Origin of the sequence: Sphingobacterium sp. BN32 (assembly GCF_030503615.1) — a bacterium.
GTDB lineage: Bacteria > Bacteroidota > Bacteroidia > Sphingobacteriales > Sphingobacteriaceae > Sphingobacterium.
The window spans coordinates 144634-163346 of the sequence record NZ_CP129963.1 but is presented as its reverse complement, the minus strand read 5'-3'; the positions used below and the strand labels follow the sequence as shown (position 1 = coordinate 163346).

Here is an 18713-nt window from a genome sequence, read left to right as displayed (position 1 = left end):
GTTAATAGCCTTGGTTTTGCGTTAAGTTGGTATTGGCAATAACATCAGATGATGGTAACGGAAGGAGCGCTCTGAAATCAGCGATAGATCTTCCGTCTTTAACTCCACCTTTCCATGGCCATATGTAATTGCCACCTGTGAATTTCCCAAAACGAATTAAGTCTGTTCTGCGATATCCTTCAAAGTATAGCTCTCTCGCGCGCTCATTTAAGATATCATCCAGCGTAATTGCCGATGCATTGCCACTAGCATTACCATACGCTCTAGCTCTCACTTGGTTGAAGTATCCTAATGCTTGTGCAGTAGAACCTCCGGATCCGCCACGTAGTACCGCCTCCGCATACATCAAGTAAACATCTGCCAATCGGAATAGCGGGAAGTCTAAGGAGCTGAATGTTCCTCCTTGCGAAGCACCAGGCGTACCGTTTGATTTCACATTTTTAAACTTCGTTACGCGAAGACCATCTTTAAACTCTCCTAGCTCATCATTCTCCAGCTTGTCGCCAAAGAACATCGCTCGTTTATCGGTGTTGCCGCTATAATCCGGGAAAGCGGTAGGAAGTGCTTTCGTAGCGCGATTACCACCCCAGCCACCAGTAGGAACTCCATATGAAGCAGGTCCCATCTCACCGTTGATCAGTGAGTTGATCAAGAAAGTCGTACCGCCGTAGTTTCTGGTTTTTACGCCATCATAATTGATGGTAAAGATGATTTCATCTTTGCTCGTCACATAGTTATCTTCTAAGAATAAGTTCGCATAATTGCTCGCTAAAGCGTATCCTCCGTTGATAATCTTATTCGCATAAGTAATTGCTTCGGTGTATTTAGCAGTTCCTGTGTACACCTGCGCATTCAAGTATAATCTTGTTAACAAGGTCCAAACCGCTCCCTGATCTGCACGCCCGTATTCGTTCTGCTTGGGTGCTTTCATCAATGGTTCGATCTCCAACAATTCCTTCTCCACATAATTGAACAGGTCGGGACGCTTGATTTGGTTAGGAGAGACTTTACCTATCAGATTTTCCTCGGTTACAAAAGGAGGATTACCGAATAAATCTAGCAATACCCAATATTGGTAAGCTCTGACGAATCTCGCCTCTGCCCGATAAGCGTCAATCTCCGCAGTATTAGTTATTCCTCTGGCAGACAGCTTGTCTGGCGTGCTTTCACGAAGGAACTCGTTTGCCACGGTGATGGTGTAGATACAGCGGGTGTATAATCCTTTGACCATGATATCATCTGCGTCGGGAGTACCATAAACCATGTCAGGAACGCCAGGGTCATTCCAGCCACATAAGGTTTCATCTGATGTTAATTGCTGAATATTCCAATACAGACGCAAGAAATCAGATTGGCCGGCATCAATACCTGCTAGATCACTTGCTCCTTCGCCTCCGCCAGAAGTCATCGAAAGACTGCCATACACTTTTAGGAAAGCTTCTTTATAACCTAGCTCAGATCCATAAACCTGATCTGCAGTAATATCATTCTTTGGGCTTAAGTTCAATAAGTCTTCACTACATGAAGAAACAGACAAGATCAGCATGCTGCCCCAAATCGTATTTTTTATTAATCTTTTCATGAATTTCTTATTTAATGTTAAAACCCGAAGTTCAACCCTAATGAATAAACTCTTGGTCTTGGATATAGCGTATAGTCAATACCATTGAACAATTCCGGATCAATTCCTTTGTACTTAGAGACTGTGAATACGTTCTGAACATTCGCATTGATCATCATTGTCACCGTTCCTTCTTTATCTAAGTTTCCGACGTTGTAAACTAAACCTAGGTTGTCCATACGTAGGAAGGATGCATTGTTGATGTAGTAATCGCTTGAGTATTGGTTATTATTAAAATTCGTGTTGTAGATATCCGTTGTTGCGTTATTGATGAAGCCCGAAGGATTTAAAATATTACGAGCCACGCCGAAGTTGGAAGAGATATTATCATAAACATAGTTTCCGAAGCTTGCTCTCAATACCGTGTTCAACGTTAGGCGTTTGTAATTGATGGATGTTGTAAAACCCATAAAGTAATCTGGTGCCGGTTTTTGATAATAATAACGGTCGGCAGGTGTTACAGCGCCGTCGCCATTCAGATCTTCATATACGCCTTCTAACGGATTCCCTTGCTGATCATAAACTTGCTTGTAAACATAGTATTGGAATGGTGCCAGACCTACTGTATGGTATTGGATCACATTACCTGTACCACCGGTAATCCAACCTGCTGCCAACTGATATCCTGGGTTATCATTCAAGGTTAGATTAGTCACCTTGCTTTCATTAACCGTCATATTGAAACCTAAGTCCCAATTGAAGTTTTCTGACTTCACCGCCTGAATATTGATGCTACCCTCGATACCGCGATTCTCCATGTTACCAACGTTAGTCAATAATTGGTTACTGTAGTTCGTTCCTACAGAGATTTCCGTCGTTGCCAACAAATCTTTTGTTTTCTTATGATAAGCATCGATTGCACCATAGATGCGTCCTCCCCAGAATCCATAGTCTAAACCGATGTTAGTTGTCGCAGTAGATTCCCAACGGAGAGTTTTATCATATGCAATTGGCGAATACACATGGTAGAATTGATCGCCGATTTGATATTGCGCTTCATTCGTACTGTAGTAGTAAACCGGGATATAACCATAGTTCGTAATACCATCTTTATTTCCAGTCTCGCCATAGCTTAAACGAAGCTTTAAGTCAGATACACTGTTGTTATCCTTTAGGAAGTTCTCTCCTTTAATACGCCATGTAAATGCTGCTGAAGGAAAAATACCCCAACGTCCGTCCGGATTAAATTTCGAAGACCCATCCGCACGAATGGTACCGGATAGGATATATCGGTCAGCAAAAGAGTAGATCAATCTTCCATAATAAGAAAGCAATCTATTCTGTGGAACATTGTCCACATGCACTGGTGTAGTGATTATATCGCCATGCGCGTTATAAGAATTGAAGTTGTAGTTTGTCTCTTTATTATCGTAATAGCCATATCCTGCTGTTACGTTGATATTGCTATTGATACTTTCAATGTCTTTAACGTAGTTCAGATATCCCTCGATAAAGGTATTGTTCTGTCTGCCTCTATAGCGTTGAAAGAAGCCTTTGTTTGCAAAGTTTGATGCTGCAAAATCAGGAATGCTGGTTGCACCTTTACCTGAAGCGATATCATAACCCACATTAATATTCGCGTGTAACTCCGGAAGGAAGTGGAAAGAATAATCCAATTGCGCATTACCGATACTTCTACCCGCAGCCGCTCTATTACCATAGTTCTCTAACAAGGACACTGGGTTTCTTGGGGACAAGGAATTCGGAACTGCGCCCTCTTGCCATTCGAAGAACCCACCATACGGACTGTTCGGATCATATACATTTTGAGTAGGGTCGAATACAATGGCAGAACCAATCGCTCCTGTATTTGCAAACTCTTGATTCGTCAATGTACCTTTAAAGTTGATATCCAATTTCAAGTGATTGTCAAAGAAACGAGGAGAAATATTTACCCCTGCGGTTCCTCTTCTAAGCATATCCGTCTTTAAGATCCCTGCTTGCTCCAAATATCCGATGGAAACACGATAAGGCATATTTTTTACACCGCCCGACAGCGAGATGTTGTTATCTGTGGTAAATGCATTGTGATAAATCAAGTCTTGCCAATCTGTATTTGCCGATCCTACTAAGCCTTTCTGCGTTGCAGTTCCATATTCATTCACATAAGACCGCACCTCATCAGCCGTTAGGACATCCACTTGATTTGCGATAGTCGATAGAGAGTTCACTGTTGAGAGATTCAGCTTCGGTCTGCCCATCTTGCCCTTTTTAGTTGTAATCAAGATGACACCGTTAGATGCTCTAGAACCGTAGATAGCTGTCGCATTCGCATCTTTTAAGATGGTCATCGATTCGATATCATTCGGATTGATAAGCGAAAGTGGGTTTGCGGCTCCTGATACATTCTCACCACTTAGTGGGTTTCCATCAACAACGATCAACGGGTTGTTACTTGCGGACAATGAAGCTCCCCCGCGCACGCGGATCGTACTTCCTGCACCCGGCGCACCCCCATTGGAGGTAATAGAAACACCCGATACCTTACCTTGAATCAATTGATCCGGAGAAGTGATTGCTCCCTTTTGAAAGTCCTTCGATTGCACATTGGAAACCGCACCGGTCACATGCTTACGCTCGACCGTGCCATAACCAATCACCACAACCTCACCGATTTCAGCGGCATTAGAAGATAAAGTGAAGTTTAAACTTTGCGAAGCCGTCAGGTTTATGCTTTGTTCCGAGCTGGCGTGGCCAACATAGGACGCCTGTACGATCATAGCCCCCGCATTTATTCCTTGCAATACATAGTTCCCGGACTCATCCGTTGAAACTTGCATGTTTGTTCCTTTAATACTTACCGTCGCTCCAGCAAGCTCCTTACCCGCATCATCTACCACTTTCCCCGAAAGCTGTAAATTCTGTTGAGCCGAAACAAATTGAAAACTGAAGATGAAGATAACTATTAGCCGAAAGTGCCAATTGTAAAAATCCCTAACCATAATTTTATTTTTTGTTTATAATCGGCAGACGTACATTGTCTCCCTTTTGGTTGACTACTAAATTATTGTAGAAAATTTATAAAAAAAAGAGTTTTCTGATTTTTTTATTTTTATACAAAAATATGCATTTTATTATTGTAACCTTTTGATTTCATTATAATTACAAAACAAAAATCGACTCAAAAACAATAAAAACCCCCGGGAATATTCGAGAACGTTCCCGAATCAAAACAGCATTTTCTTCTTAAAATCTACTATTTACAGAAAAAAGCTCCCCAAATAATACCGCGAAACAACACAGTCTATTTTATCAAAATTGATGACATGTAAGGCAATTAGGATAAAATAAACCATATAACAGATTAAATCCCCCCGAGAGTCTGCTCTGCTTCGTCCGTAACTTTGAGTATAAACCAACTTTATAAATCATGAGCACAAAAACGAATCAAATTCTTGATCAGGTAAAACCTGTATCCGCAGCAGAGACTGCCGAGTTTCAAGATAATGGACATATTCTCATTCGTGATATACTAGATAGAAAAACTGCGGAGCACTTCCGTGAGGTAATCAGTCAAGCGGCCGACAAGCATAACGAAGAAAAAAGAAAGCTGGAAGATCGTGACACCTATGGCAAAGCCTTTTTACAGATCATGAACCTTTGGCGCGTCGATGAGGAAGTGAAGCAGTTCGTGATGGCGAAGCGTTTCGCGAAGATCGCCGCTGACCTATTGGGTGTTGAAAATGTGAGGCTCTACCATGATCAGGCCTTATTTAAAGAAGCTGGCGGCGGCCCGACGCCGTGGCATCAAGATCAAAACTATTGGCCATTGGATACAAAAAATACGATCACCATGTGGATGCCACTTGTCGATATTCCCAATCCAGAGATGGGTATGCTGACCTTTGCCACAGGTTCTCACAAGCAAAACAACGTATCGGATGTTATTATTTCGGATGAATCGGAAAAAACATTCTCCGAATATGTCAAAGAAAACAACTTCCCTGTCGTACATCCCGACTACATGAACGCGGGTGATGCCACATTCCATTATGGCTATACGATTCACAATGCACCGGGCAACTCATCTGACAAGATGCGCGCCGTTATGACGATCATCTACTATGCGGATGGCGCTAAAGTAACCCAACCGAAGCATAAATGGCAGGAGAATGACCGACAGCAATGGCTAATGGGTAAGGAAGCAGGAAGCTTAGCAGACTCCGAAATTAATCCGCTATTATTGTAAAAGCTGAAGGAGAAAAGTAAATGAAAGGACTACAGCACATTCTCCTTTTGACACTATGCTGGGCTGCTGGAATGCTCACGAGTTGTCAGAAGAAGCAAACAGATACGGACTCGGTTAAAGACGAGATTATCTATCATGTCTTCCAGCGGAGTTTCTTTGATAGCAATGGTGATCAGCATGGCGATTTACCCGGCATCCAACAGAAGCTTGATTATCTTCAGGATCTCGGAGTTACATCCATTTTAATGACCCCGTTGTATGAGTCGGTATATTACCATAACTACTATTCCAGCGCTTTCGAGAAAATCGACTCGACCTACGGAACTAAGGAGGAATACCTTTCTTTAGTGAAAGAAATGCACAAACGCGGCATGAAGCTATACATGGACATGGAAACCCAATACGCTACGGAGGATCATCCCTGGTATACAGACTCTTATGGAAATCCAAGTTCGCCCTATTCCGACTATATTCTTTACGACGATAAAGAACAGCGCAAGCCATCCACTATTGTATTCGATCTATACGACTTAAGAGGATATGATGGGCAGCGCAGAAAGATTACTACCGTAAATCTGCTCAACAAAAATGTGATACAGTACAACAAAGATCTTTTTGCTTATTGGCTCGACCCTAATCAAGATGGAAACTTCGACGATGGGGTTGATGGATTCCGGCTCGATCATATGATGGACGACCTAGATAACAAAGGTCGATTGACGAATCTATTCAAAGACTTTTGGGTTCCACTGATTGATACACTGAAAAGCATCAACCCGAAGATTCATATTATGGCCGAACAAGCCGATTGGGGATCCTATGGAATCGATTACCTGACGAAAGCTAAAGTAGACTGGGTCTTTGCCTTCCGCATTCAGCAAGCCATACGCACAATGGACAAGGACAAGATCATGGCTTATGCGGACACGACCTTTCGCGATACTCCGGAAGGAAATAACCAAATTATCTTCATCGAAAACCATGATATCCCGCGCTTCTCGACCGCGGTAAAGCAAGACAAAGGCAAGGAAAAAGTCGGCGCTGCGCTAAACTTATTGATGGCAGGAGTACCGTCCATTTATTACGGACAAGAGATCGGAATGCTAGGCGACAGCTTCTTCGGTAAATATGGCGGCATTACTGATGCGAATGAAATACCCTATCGGGAAGCCTTCGAATGGACAAAGGATAAAGATAGTCCGGGAATGGCCTATTGGTATAGAGACTCTGGCCCTTGGTGGGAAACCAGCACGGTAAAAAGCAATGATGGCATTTCGGTAGAAGAGCAAGCGAGCGATCCTAATTCACTTCTCAACACTTATAAAGCCTTGATTAAGCTTCGAAAACAAGAACCCCTACTCATTCAGGGGGGATACCAATCCATCCCAAATGATAGCAAAAGCGTCGTCAGCTTCTACAGAACGAAAGGGCCAAAAAAAGCAATGGTCTTGATCAATCTTTCAGCAGATGCCGTAAATCTTGAGATCCCCATAGCAGAGGGGGTGCCGAAAATAGTCTATGGTGAAAATACAGGCGAGTGGAAAAACAAGCAGCAGGCGATTAGTATTGCCGGCTATAGTACGCAGGTATGGTCTATCAATTAAGCCTTCTTATTCCATAAATTCTTTCCGATAGGCAAGAGGGCTCATACCCATCTTCGATCGGAAAGTTTTGTAGAAATAAGACATATCATTAAAACCGGATGCTAAAGCGATCGCACTGATTGGATCGTCGGTATGCAATAGCTGTTGAACAGCATAGTTCATCCGATATTGCACCAACATCTCCACAAAGGTCTTTCGCGTCAGCTTCTTGAAATATTTACAGAAGGCGTTCGGTGTCAGATTCGCCACATTAGCCACATCGTCTAAGCTAATATCGTTCTTAAAGTTCTCGACAATATAGGCCATGATCACATTGATCCGATTGCTATCCGCATTACTATCACTGTTGTTTTCCAACGCTCCGATATCGATAGCTTTATAATTTTGTTCGGTAAGCAATTTCAGTAATTCCAGCAAATGAAGGATCCTTTCTACCCCTTCCGACTTACGAAGGCGAAGGATATATTTGGTCATTTCCTTGGGTTGGGGAAAGCTAAGCACCGCCTGGCTCTCTTTCAACAGTGCATTAATTGGGGAAAATTCTGGTTTTTCGAAGAATTCAGCACCTAGGAAGTCATGCGTAAACTGGATGACGACCGCAGAGGCTTTCGTATCGGGTTGATCCAATTTCCAGCAATGAGGCTGATTAGGACCAATCAATACGAAGTCGCCATCGCCGAAATCGTCCAGACGGTTGCCGACATAGCGCTTACCTTTGCCACGGATAATATAAGTAAGCTCGTACTCCGGATGATAATGATAGGGAGCCAAAAATGCCTCGTGGCCAAAGGTCCGAATCAAGAATGACTCCTGCAGACCGTTCTGTAATATCTCGGGCTTTGCTTTTTGCATATATTGGACTTTCTATCCATCAAGTTAAGTGAAATTTCCAAAATAAGCCATATTTCGATTAAAATTGTACGACGAGTACTTATTGAAAACTAACAACTTAGTATAACCATTATAAACAGCAATGAAGAAATTTGTCACACTGACCCTCTTGACTGTCTTCGCTTTTTCGCTTTTTGCGCAGGACGCCAAATTAACGATTCGTGTGATCGCCCCTGCGACCACACCCGCTCAGGATTCTATTCTGCCAATCGGTAATCAAGGCATTTGGGGATTTTGGATCTATCCGAAGAGCAAAGCGCTAAAACCTAAAGGAAACAATGTATGGGAGGATACCTACAGTATACCTGTAAACAGCCCTATTGAGTTTAAGATTACGCGAGGATCTTACTATAAAGAAGCGCTTTACAACGGAAACGGACATAGCGCGCAACCTGTAAAATTCACGTTGACGAAGGATACAACAATCACCCTCAGTCCAAGCAATTGGAACGATATCTATCAGCGAAGTATCGTGGGCAGCGTGCGCTATCATCATAATTACTCGAGCAGCTATCTTCGCAACACCCGCAATATTGTCGTATGGCTTCCTCCGAGCTATGCGAAAGACTCAAATAGGCGATACCCCGTTCTATACGCCCATGATGGACAGAACCTTTTCGATCATACCAATTTGAGCGGAAGCGAATGGCGTATGGACGAAGTAGCCGATAGTCTGATGCGTAAGGGAGAAATTGAGGAGTTCATCATCGTCGGCATGGCGAACACTAAAGATCGCTGGATTGAATATAACGGAACGCCCGAAGGCGATAATTACCTTCGGTTTATCAGTACCGAACTGAAACCCTTTATCGACAAAACCTACAGAACAAAGACCGACAGAGAGCATACAGCGATTATTGGTTCTTCTATGGGTGGTTTAATCTCCTTTTATGCCCTCTACAAATATCCACAGATCTTCTCCAAAGCCGCTTGCTTATCCAGCGGGTTTTATTTCGACGACGGGAATATCATGGAGCAGATCAGAAAGGATCTAGCTCCGTTCCAACATAGCAAAATCTACTTGGATTGCGGAGGCAAAGACCTCGACTATGATTTCCTCCCGAGCAACCAAATAGTGAGAGACATTTTAACGAAAGACAAACATATCAATCTGCGGTATGAAGAGTTCCCGGACGACCCGCACAATGAAATTGCTTGGTCAAAAAGATTACACATACCCTATAAATTCCTATTTCCAAAAAAATGAAAATAACGTGCAGAGCAGCGATCACCGACGGAAAAGGCCAATACTTTATTGACAACATTCAGGTGGCTGAACCCGCCCCAGATGAGGTACTCGTTAAAATCAAGGCTGCGGGGGTCTGTCATACGGATTATGACTCGCTCAATTGGAACCAACCCTTAGTATTAGGCCATGAAGGTGCTGGCATCGTTTATCAAGTCGGTTCCCATGTTAGCCACGTGAAAGCCGATGATCCGGTTTTGCTAAACTGGGCAATCCCCTGCATGACCTGTTTTCAGTGTAAGTTGGAGAACTATCATATCTGCGAACAGAATTCACCTGTCACCGGGCAAGGGCATGCCAGTAATTTAGGACATGCACATGCAGCTGGCTGCCTGTGGAAGGGCGAATCTATAGCGCGATCCTTTCACTTAGGAACGCTTTCGGAATATACGCTAGTCAAAGCCGCAGCCGTGACGAAAATAAAGACCGCAACACTTCCCTATGAATGTGCTGCAATTATAGGTTGTGGGGTTATGACAGGCTATGGCTCGGTAGTCAATGCTGCGAAAGTCCAAGCGGGATGTTCTGTCGTTGTTTTGGGGACCGGCGGCGTAGGTTTGAGCGTTATCCAAGTTGCCAAAATTGCTAAGGCAGGAATGATCATTGGAATTGACGTCAATCCAAAACGATTGGAAATGGCGAAGCAATTTGGGGCCACCCACTGTCTACTGGCCGACGCTCAGGATCAAGGCTTATTACAGATGGCTCAACAGGTGAAGCAATTGTGCGGTGGCAGGGGCGCAGATTATGCTTTTGAATGTACCGCTCGCCCCGAACTCGGTGCAGCACCGCTTGCGATGATCAGAAATGCAGGAACTGCCATACAAGTCAGTGGAATCGAGCAGGAAATACCTTTCGATATGAACCTATTCGAATGGGACAAACTATACCTGAATCCGCTGTATGGCAAATGCAACCCGCATAGGGACTTCGATCGTATCATCCAACATTATCAGCATGGCGAATTGCTATTGGATGAAATGATTTCCGCACGTTATAACTTAGAGAATTTGCCTTTAGCCTTTGATGATATGCTGAAGGGCAAAAATGCGAAGGGCGTTATCCTATTTAAATAATCATTTATGAAAGAAACATTCAGATCCATAGAGCAATCTAATCCCAATTACGGTATCCGGAATTTACACTTTGTAACCATTAAGTCGCCACAGTTGGGGTCACGTGGCGATATTTGCATCTATATACCAGAAAATTGCCCTATGGATGTCCCGGTAGTGATTTTGTTGCATGGTGTTTATGGAAGTGCCTGGAGCTGGCCGCTATCGTCGGGCGTTCATGAGCAGGTCGATCAAGCAATAAAAGAGGGCATAATCAAGCCACTGATTCTTGTGATGCCCTCTGACGGGCTTTGGGGTGACGGTTCCGGCTATGTAAAACATCAGAAGCAGGATTTTGAAAAGTGGATTGTGGAGGATGTCATCGCAGTTGCCCGACAGCTAGCCCCAGATCAGATCAGTCAGGCTTCCAAATTCTTTATTGCAGGGCTTTCTATGGGCGGCTATGGCGCCATGAGAATTGGCGCTCGACATCCGGATGTTTTCACTTCGTTCGCAGGCCTTTCGTCCATTACCAGCATTGCTGAGTTTGCACATCTCGTAGAAGAAAATCTCGACAGTTACCAAATGGATACAGAACTATCCTTGATAGATAGTTTAATAGCTAACAAAGAACGATTGCCTTACTTCAGATTCGATTGTGGAAAAGATGATCTACTCCTTGCATACAACCAAAAACTTCACTCTAAGCTATTAGAAGCCAATATTCCCCACGATTATGAAGAGTTTGAAGGTGGGCATAGCTGGGACTATTGGAAAAATAATATTATGAAAACGATATTATTTTTTAATTTACGTTTCTAGAAACCAATCAATAAACGAAACTACACATGCAACAGACTTCAAAACGATCAAAGCCTAGGCTTACCCGTGCTCAAATTTTCAACATGAGCTTTGGGTTTTTCGGTATACAATTTGGCTTTGCCCTGCAGACAGGAAACGCCTCCCGCATACTACAAACCTTCGGTGCCGATGTGGAACATTTATCGCTTTTTTGGTTAGTTGCCCCCCTTTCAGGAATGCTCATTCAGCCGATTATAGGTTATTTCTCGGATAAGACCTGGACCAGATTGGGAAGACGCAGACCTTTTTTTCTAGGCGGAGCGCTGGTGGCAGCGGCAGCCCTTGCCCTGATGCCCAATGCTTCCGTCCTGACCCTACTGATCCCGCCCTTACTTATCGGCGCCGGAATGCTAATGATCATGGATGTTGCTTTTAACGTTTCGATGGAGCCGTTCCGCGCTTTAGTTGCTGACAACCTGCCCAAAGAACAACATGGCTATGGCTATGCGGTGCAGACCTTCTTAATCGGAGCCGGTGCCATTATAGGGTCTTTTTTGCCTTATGTGCTTTCCGAATATCTCGGCGTATCAAAAATCGCAGAACAGGGACATGTGCCCGACAATGTTATCTGGTCATTCTATGCCGGAGCCATCGTATTGGTACTCTCCCTGTTGTGGACAGTCATCACGACGAAAGAATACTCTGCAGAAGAACTGCGTTCCTTTGACGAGCATGCTGATGACGAGGAACAGCATGCACATAGCTTCGGCTCTATTTTTAAAGACTTTAAGAATATGCCAACAGCGATGAAGCAACTAGGCTTAGTGCAGTTCTTCTCTTGGTTTGCCTTGTTTTCCATGTGGGTATTCACGACGCCCGCCATTGCACAACATATTTACCATCTGCCGACGTCGGACACCTCGTCCGCAGCGTATGCCGATGCTGGAAATTTAACCGGGGTGCTGTTCGGGGTGTACAATTTGGTGGCGACGATATTCGCCCTTATCCTACCCAAACTCTATCAGGCTATAGGGAAAAAGAAAACGCATATGCTGGCTTTAGGCGTTTCAGGTATTGGCCTTATATCGATTCTATTTATACAAGACCCCAACTTATTGTATATCCCAATGATTGCGGTCGGCATTGCCTGGGCAAGTATTTTGGCTACGCCATATTCCATCCTATCGGGCGTTGTGCCCGCAAAGAAGATGGGCTTGTATATGGGTTTATTCAATTTCTTTATCACCTTGCCTCAATTGGTCAATGGAGTACTCGGTACGGTATTGGTGAAGCATGTATTTCAACATCAGGCGGTGTATTGTTTAACGATGGCGGGAGTTTTTATGCTTCTTGCGGCAGCCTCGACGATGACCGTCAAGGCAGACTAGTTTAAGCTTGTGAAGAATTTCGGACAACTAAATCCGAACGCATCATTACAAACTTTTCCTCTTCGGCTAATGATTCTCCTGAAAGCTGCTTCAATAAGGTTGCGGCAGCCTTCTCCCCGATTAGCACTGCCGGTTGGCGCACAACAGATAGCGGAGGATGCAACAGCCCTGCTATTTCCAGGCTAGAAAAGGATACGACCTTGAGGTCTTGCGGAATTTGTATGCCCATGCGTCGACACACATAGTAGGTTGAAAATGCTAAACGCTCTACCGAAGCAAGGATCCCGTCTGGTGCTTGCTTGCGAATAGCTGTCTCAATAATCTCACTGTTTTCCTCATAAGAATTTGAACAGTCAATAATCAAGCGCTTCCGTAATGGAATCTTATATTTCTTCAGCGCATCTTCATAGCCCTGCATACGGGTCTTACCAATCGATAATTCCTTATTGATAACCAGATAAGCAATACGCTGACAGCCATTCTGGATAAGATGCTCCGTTGCCATAAAGCTACTATGGTAATCGTCTGTAACAATTTTTGGCAAATCTATATCATCATAGATACGGTCGAATAACACAATCGGAAGATGCTCGTAATTGATGCTCTCCAAATAACTGTGATCCGTCGACTCGCCCGATGCCGACATAATGACGCCATCCACACGCCCACTCGCAAGACTACGGATGAAATCGCGTTCTTTTGCGATATCATCATCGGTAACAAAGATCAAGATATGATATCCGTGTTTTTTAGCTTCCTTCTCGGCGCCCTGAATAATCTGAGTAAAGTAGTTGTTGGCTAGTTCTGGCAGAACAATGGCAATGGTCTTGCTCTTTTGTTCGCGCAGATTGCTCGCATAATGATTCGGTTGGTAATTGAGTTCCTTCGCAACCTTCAAGATACGCTCCTTCGTCTTCGGATTGATATCACTACTGTCCCGAAACGCACGAGAAACCGTGGACTTCGACAAGTTCAGCACTTTTGCCAATTGGATAATATCAATCTTTGCCATAACAGCGTCTATCTTATACTAGCACAATCTTTCACGGATAGAGGTGATGTTTTTACAGCGATTCTATTCATAAAGATTGTGTGCTAATATAGCAAATTTGCACATCTACTGCTAAAGTATTTTAAGGGATTGATTCCACGAAGAACGCTTATCTCCTGCTGTTTACATATGTGTCCACAGGTATCCGCTTGCAAAGAGAATCTGCAGGATCAGAGCGGCCTTACTGAGGATACCCTTTCGCCTAGCGAAAACAATGATAGCGAGGATCGTTGCGATAAAGAAAATAACATCCCAATAAAAATGTGCAAAGATTGGCACTTTTTCGAAGGCTACCACCGCATCGACCATGGTTTCATGCATGGATGAGCAATATACCCAAGAGCCAAAATATGCGACATTGAGCAGAAAGGAGCCATAAGCGAGCAGTAGTTTATAATCTTTCATGGTTTCGGATTGGCTATTACTTGAAGATAGCGAATCTTTTTGAGGAATGATTCGAGGATGTCGTTTATTATAAGCTTTTCAGACCCATATCAAAGCCCTTTGCGAGCGGTTGTGATTGGGCTATACATTGGGAGTGAAAGGGGAGTGAAAGGGTTTTAAGTTAAAGAAGGGTTGAGGTCGGGAGGAATGATAATAGGAAAGGCTGCCAATAGGCAGCCTTTCTTTTTTTATGAATGATTAGGGAATGTTAATTCGATTACTTTGTTTTTAGTATCTTCCTAACTTTCCGTAGAAGATCGCTGTCTCGTCATTAGACTTGATTAATCCGCCGATAGTTCCTGCGTTAGGATCCGAGCTAGTCAAATAAGTCAATTTAAAGACTCCTTTGTCAAAATAATTTCTCACTGCCAATGATACCCATCCATTATTCCAGTTTCCATTTGTAGAGATTGGGCTGGTTAGGGTTAGTGTTCCATCCACCAAAGTATAGTTATAGTCTGCAGCCGCAGAATAAACCGTTGAGCCATTTGTGAAACGAACATCCAAAGTTGCAACGCGGGCACTGGTCAATTTAAATGTAAGCGACACGGTTCTCATATTATTCGAAGCATGGAAATTTGTAAGCGCTGTCCAAGTAGCATTAAAGCTAGAATTGATTCCCGGAGGCAAAGTTAAACCATTGATTGCCATTCCGTTGAAAGCACCTGAATAATTGAACATAACATCAATCGGCAAGATTGGCATATTAGTGCTCATTACAGGATATTTCGTACCGTTGGAGTCATAAACAGAGAGATTATTGCCCTCAACTTCTCCTCTAGTAAATAATACATCTCTATGCAATCCGCCACTTAAAATATCGAAGCCTGTTAGATTGAATGCAAATTTAGACGTATTAATGATCGCTTTATTACTAGCATCAACAGATCCGAAATCAATTGTCTTTGATGTGTTTGACAAAGTCAATGCAATTCTTGTTTTAACGCCGGCAAGATCCACTTCGATATAAGGGTTGCTATAAGATTGGTAAACAGCAGTTGTTTTATCTATAGATGTCTTATAAGATCCATCGTTGTAAGCAACCTTTTCCGCCGCGGTTGCTTTAGTTAATATCAGGGGTTGCTTATACCTCTTCCCGCGCATGTAGATAGAATCGCCAGAGTTTTTCACGTATTCAAATTCAATATCACTTTGATATCCGTTCGGTGCTGTTCCTCCGTAATTTCCAGAAGGTTCCTGAAGCATCGTTAAATAATTGAACGTATCAAAAACTAAAGATGCATTCATTGCCCAAATTACACGATATGTTGATGTATTCGCAGATGTAGAAGTTGCAGCGGTAAGATCGCTAAGCATTTTTACATTTTTCGCATCTTCAAAATCAAAATAGAATCCATACCCCCCTTTAGCACCTGTTGTTAGATGTGCTTTCCATCCATTTTCCGCTGAGGTTAACATTCCACGAAGCTCATTCAAGCGCTCGCTCATGCGTTCTTCGGGCTTTTCGCCGAACGTAAGATCTACCTTTTCTTCTTCACAACCAGCTAATAAGAAAAGGCCAACTATATATATTAATATCTTTTTCATTTTTTCTTATTTTAAGGTAACTGGACCATATAAATAATTTGTTTCATCGCCAGCAACATAGAATCCAGCGAATTTCATGGAGTTATTATAACCTACAATCGTTGGAGACACCCAATCAGGTCTGAACGTATTTGTTTCTAAATACGTAATTAACGCCCTCCAACCTTCGATTACAATTCGGCCATTTCCATATCCTGTATCAGTCAGCCCTTCATCTACATATTTGAGTTTGATTGTGCCATCAGTATTGTATGTCATCGTGAAATCATACCATGCCGCAAGATTAGATCCTGCAGCATTTTTATACCCAGCCTGCAATTGAACTTTGTTTTCATTTAAGAAAACTAAGTTGAAAGATACCGCCTGACGACCTGCGTTGTTTGAAATCGTAGGTAATTTCGCTTTAACTTCTTTCCAAACGGCGTCAAATGCTACCGATTTACCGTACAAGGTGTATTCAGTTCCTGAATCCAAGTTGAAGTTAATTGAAGCAACACGGTTGTTCTTCAAGTTCGTCAAAAACGCCTGACTTTGGTCACCATAAGTCTGGTTTAACATCAAGTAAACTTCGTACTGTAATTCTTTAAAATCAATATCAAAGAACTGTTTGTAGTAGTCTTCAACGATGGTTTGCTTTGCTCTTAGCTTCTTTGCACCATCCTCAGAAGAGGCTGCAATACGTTGATTATAGTACGCTTGACCTTCGATTAAAAGATGGGCTACGGTTTCTGCGAAATCTTCACCAAAATTACTTCTCGAATATTGAGAAATAAATCCTAGGCGCAAAGCCTCCGCGTCCGTATTTGCAGCGGCGGTCCAGTCCGCAACATGGTCTGTCGTAACCTCTCTAAAAGAAGGAGGAATTGCAACGATTTGATTGACGATGTGCGTAAATTCATGATGAATCGTTCTTAAGCGACGCTTAATATCAGTCGGACTGTTAGGATTGACATTATTGATATCATAAAGTACAACTCTGCGTCCACCATCTGCGGTTCCTAATGTCACCGACCCATTGGAGTTATAAGCGTGCGAACCAAACAATACAAATTGTTTAGGCGTGTAAGTTTTAATAAACGTTGGGCCTGCGACCTTTTCAAATACTTTTAAGAAGCCGTTTATCACCATATCAACAGCCGGTTGAACTTGTTCGATTTTCGGAGGCGATATGTTTTTATTGATATCAGTTTGACTTCTGTCAAAACGGTATACCACTTCAATGTTATAAGGAACCGTTAAGTTGGTATTTATATAATCATCTATTGGAAGTTTCTCAAATGTGTCATAGTTATATTTAGTTAAATCGACATCTAAGTTTTCATCCTTACTACAAGATGATATTCCTAACCCTAAGGTTAGTGCTAATATGCAGTTGAATAATCTTTTCATAACTTTTTTACCTTGGGTTAAGTTCAACACCAGCTAATTGTGCTTCACTAGGAATTTGGAATACTCTTCTTAAATCATTTGGTTCAAGAACAATTTCAGATTCGGTGTCATCAGGAGCAATTACTACATGAGTTACCGGAAGTTTATGTCTAACGATATCCATCCAACGAACACCTTCTGACATAAATGCTCTTTGCTTGATTCTCAAAATCGCCTCAGTTATTGCTTTTTTCGGATCGTCTATTCCATAAAAACTGGTAGCTTTCTCCACGGTCAATCCATGCGTACCGATAGCAAAGTTTTGAACTCTTGTGCTTAAAAATTGGTTAATGTCTGCTAATGCTTTTCCAAAATCGCCTTTTTGCACATACGCTTCCGCGCGATTGATTAATGCTTCATCTGCAGTAAGCAAGGGTTGCATAATATAAGGATAGCCGATTCCAGCTTGTACGTTCGTGTAGTAGAAATATTCATTGTACATATACACCGAGTAATGCTGCCCAGAGTTATAACTAATCCCTCTCGAATGCATAGTTGTTCCTGTAAATACAGGTGTGTTGAACATCTCATTATATTTTCGCTGCCCATAACCGAATCTCGAATAAATAGACGAGTTAGTTCTTTGATAAACTGAGTAAGTCTCCCGCAATAAGAGATTATAATCTTTATCTGCTTTGGTCAACTCAATCAATTGCTGCGCTAGGCTATAATTCTGAATTGTCGTTGTGATCGGTCTAATTTTTCCAGCATAGTCTCCGCCAGGGAACACATTATTTGCAGCAGCAATTGCCTTATCCCATTCGCCCGTAAACATATAAAAGCGGGCTGCGAAAGCGTTGGCTGCAGCAGATGTAAAATGGTATTTTGGAACTTTCCATTTACCGCCTTGCAATAATGGAAGACCTTCTTCAAGATCTTTTCTGATTTTGTCGTAGGTATCCTTTACCGTTTCTCTATCATAGGATTTTAAAGCGACTTTTTCGGGCGCATCGACATACGGAATACCCGGGGAAGAATTATCACCTGCAATATTATAAGGTTGCGCGAAGAAAATTGAAAGCATAAAATGCCCATAAGCTCTCGCCACTAAGGCTTCGCCTTTGTACGCGTTTGCTTCCGCTCCGAAATTATTGTCTGCAATTGCCTCCAAAGCTTGGTTTGCAGCTGCTATCCCTTCATATACGCCATTCCAATATTGTGTTGGGGTATTGTTTCCACTGCCCTCGACATCTTCCCACATGTAAAAGGAAACATAAGGATCATCAATATGACCAATCGCTGCCCCCTTGTCGATGACATTATCAGAATATGATTCTGCCATCGCTAGATAGTTATATCTCGGATATGCAGAGCCTACCAACTGCGCTACTTTTTCGACATTATCGATCTTAGTTCGCATATCAGGGGCATGATCTAAATATTTTTCACAAGAAGTTAGTGAACCAACCCCGAGGAAACTTAATAGAATATATTTATAAATTTTCAT

Annotated in this window: 14 protein-coding genes; 6 read left to right on the top strand and 8 right to left on the bottom strand. The window is 42.6% G+C overall.

What is annotated here, in order from left to right; all coding sequences use genetic code 11:
- Position 1: 1 nt before the first annotated feature.
- Both QYC40_RS00710 and QYC40_RS00705 read right to left on the bottom strand, forming a co-directional pair.
- The gene (locus QYC40_RS00710; RefSeq protein ID WP_301991844.1) at positions 2 to 1582 is read right to left on the bottom strand and encodes a RagB/SusD family nutrient uptake outer membrane protein; all 1581 of its coding nucleotides are present in this window, start codon (positions 1580 to 1582) and stop codon (positions 2 to 4) included.
- Positions 1583 to 1599: 17 nt separating this feature from the next.
- Positions 1600 to 4563, bottom strand: a complete 2964-nt coding sequence (locus tag QYC40_RS00705) for a SusC/RagA family TonB-linked outer membrane protein (protein ID WP_301991843.1) — start codon at positions 4561 to 4563, stop codon at positions 1600 to 1602.
- A 428-nt stretch (positions 4564 to 4991) separates the two neighbouring features.
- Between QYC40_RS00705 and QYC40_RS00700 the strand changes: the two genes are divergently transcribed.
- Positions 4992 to 5810 (top strand): phytanoyl-CoA dioxygenase family protein, encoded by an 819-nt coding sequence (locus QYC40_RS00700; RefSeq protein WP_301991842.1) that lies wholly within the window; start codon positions 4992 to 4994, stop codon positions 5808 to 5810.
- A gap of 20 nt (positions 5811 to 5830) precedes the next feature.
- Positions 5831 to 7414: an alpha-amylase family glycosyl hydrolase gene (locus QYC40_RS00695; RefSeq protein ID WP_301991841.1), complete on the top strand. Its 1584-nt coding sequence runs from the start codon at positions 5831 to 5833 to the stop codon at positions 7412 to 7414.
- 6 nt (positions 7415 to 7420) lie between these two features.
- On the opposite strand, the gene QYC40_RS00690 is transcribed toward QYC40_RS00695, so the two are convergent.
- The gene (locus QYC40_RS00690) at positions 7421 to 8266 is read right to left on the bottom strand and encodes an AraC family transcriptional regulator (RefSeq protein ID WP_301991840.1); all 846 of its coding nucleotides are present in this window, start codon (positions 8264 to 8266) and stop codon (positions 7421 to 7423) included.
- Between the two features lie 121 nt (positions 8267 to 8387).
- Here QYC40_RS00690 and QYC40_RS00685 point away from each other — a divergent pair, with 121 nt between their 5' ends.
- The 4 genes from QYC40_RS00685 to QYC40_RS00670 are packed head-to-tail and all read left to right on the top strand — an operon-like array spanning position 8388 to position 12795.
- Complete coding sequence (locus tag QYC40_RS00685) at positions 8388 to 9512, top strand: alpha/beta hydrolase (protein WP_301991839.1); 1125 nt, start codon at positions 8388 to 8390, stop codon at positions 9510 to 9512.
- Positions 9509 to 10627, top strand: coding sequence for an alcohol dehydrogenase catalytic domain-containing protein (locus QYC40_RS00680; protein WP_301991838.1), 1119 nt, complete (start codon positions 9509 to 9511; stop codon positions 10625 to 10627). Before QYC40_RS00685 ends, QYC40_RS00680 begins: the two co-directional genes overlap by 4 nt.
- 6 nt (positions 10628 to 10633) lie before the next feature.
- A complete protein-coding gene (locus QYC40_RS00675; protein ID WP_301991837.1) occupies positions 10634 to 11428 on the top strand; it encodes an alpha/beta hydrolase family protein in 795 nt (264 codons plus the stop codon).
- Positions 11429 to 11454: 26 nt separating this feature from the next.
- Positions 11455 to 12795 carry an MFS transporter gene (locus QYC40_RS00670; protein WP_301991836.1) on the top strand — a complete coding sequence of 447 codons (1341 nt, stop codon included), beginning with the start codon at positions 11455 to 11457 and terminating at the stop codon, positions 12793 to 12795.
- Between the two features lies 1 nt (position 12796).
- Here QYC40_RS00670 and QYC40_RS00665 read toward each other — a convergent pair whose 3' ends face one another.
- From QYC40_RS00665 to QYC40_RS00645, 5 genes are all read right to left on the bottom strand, one after another.
- Positions 12797 to 13807 carry a LacI family DNA-binding transcriptional regulator gene (locus tag QYC40_RS00665; RefSeq protein WP_260042763.1) on the bottom strand — a complete coding sequence of 337 codons (1011 nt, stop codon included), beginning with the start codon at positions 13805 to 13807 and terminating at the stop codon, positions 12797 to 12799.
- A 162-nt stretch (positions 13808 to 13969) separates the two neighbouring features.
- A complete protein-coding gene (locus QYC40_RS00660) occupies positions 13970 to 14251 on the bottom strand; it encodes a hypothetical protein (protein WP_301991835.1) in 282 nt (93 codons plus the stop codon).
- 267 nt (positions 14252 to 14518) lie between these two features.
- The gene (locus tag QYC40_RS00655) at positions 14519 to 15838 is read right to left on the bottom strand and encodes a DUF4302 domain-containing protein (RefSeq protein ID WP_301991834.1); all 1320 of its coding nucleotides are present in this window, start codon (positions 15836 to 15838) and stop codon (positions 14519 to 14521) included.
- A 6-nt stretch (positions 15839 to 15844) separates the two neighbouring features.
- Positions 15845 to 17227, bottom strand: a complete 1383-nt coding sequence (locus tag QYC40_RS00650; RefSeq protein WP_301991833.1) for a substrate import-associated zinc metallohydrolase lipoprotein — start codon at positions 17225 to 17227, stop codon at positions 15845 to 15847.
- Between the two features lie 7 nt (positions 17228 to 17234).
- A complete protein-coding gene (locus tag QYC40_RS00645) occupies positions 17235 to 18713 on the bottom strand; it encodes a RagB/SusD family nutrient uptake outer membrane protein (protein WP_301991832.1) in 1479 nt (492 codons plus the stop codon).

What these genes read in the sequence shown, in the direction of transcription:
- QYC40_RS00710 (WP_301991844.1), bottom strand. Translation starts at nt 1,582, where the DNA reads ATGAAAAGATTAATAAAAAATACGATTTGGGGCAGCATGCTGATCTTG.
- QYC40_RS00705 (WP_301991843.1), bottom strand. Translation starts at nt 4,563, where the DNA reads ATGGTTAGGGATTTTTACAATTGGCACTTTCGGCTAATAGTTATCTTC.
- QYC40_RS00700 (WP_301991842.1), top strand. Translation starts at nt 4,992, where the DNA reads ATGAGCACAAAAACGAATCAAATTCTTGATCAGGTAAAACCTGTATCC.
- QYC40_RS00695 (WP_301991841.1), top strand. Translation starts at nt 5,831, where the DNA reads ATGAAAGGACTACAGCACATTCTCCTTTTGACACTATGCTGGGCTGCT.
- QYC40_RS00690 (WP_301991840.1), bottom strand. Translation starts at nt 8,266, where the DNA reads ATGCAAAAAGCAAAGCCCGAGATATTACAGAACGGTCTGCAGGAGTCA.
- QYC40_RS00685 (WP_301991839.1), top strand. Translation starts at nt 8,388, where the DNA reads ATGAAGAAATTTGTCACACTGACCCTCTTGACTGTCTTCGCTTTTTCG.
- QYC40_RS00680 (WP_301991838.1), top strand. Translation starts at nt 9,509, where the DNA reads ATGAAAATAACGTGCAGAGCAGCGATCACCGACGGAAAAGGCCAATAC.
- QYC40_RS00675 (WP_301991837.1), top strand. Translation starts at nt 10,634, where the DNA reads ATGAAAGAAACATTCAGATCCATAGAGCAATCTAATCCCAATTACGGT.
- QYC40_RS00670 (WP_301991836.1), top strand. Translation starts at nt 11,455, where the DNA reads ATGCAACAGACTTCAAAACGATCAAAGCCTAGGCTTACCCGTGCTCAA.
- QYC40_RS00665 (WP_260042763.1), bottom strand. Translation starts at nt 13,807, where the DNA reads ATGGCAAAGATTGATATTATCCAATTGGCAAAAGTGCTGAACTTGTCG.
- QYC40_RS00660 (WP_301991835.1), bottom strand. Translation starts at nt 14,251, where the DNA reads ATGAAAGATTATAAACTACTGCTCGCTTATGGCTCCTTTCTGCTCAAT.
- QYC40_RS00655 (WP_301991834.1), bottom strand. Translation starts at nt 15,838, where the DNA reads ATGAAAAAGATATTAATATATATAGTTGGCCTTTTCTTATTAGCTGGT.
- QYC40_RS00650 (WP_301991833.1), bottom strand. Translation starts at nt 17,227, where the DNA reads ATGAAAAGATTATTCAACTGCATATTAGCACTAACCTTAGGGTTAGGA.
- QYC40_RS00645 (WP_301991832.1), bottom strand. Translation starts at nt 18,713, where the DNA reads ATGAAAATTTATAAATATATTCTATTAAGTTTCCTCGGGGTTGGTTCA.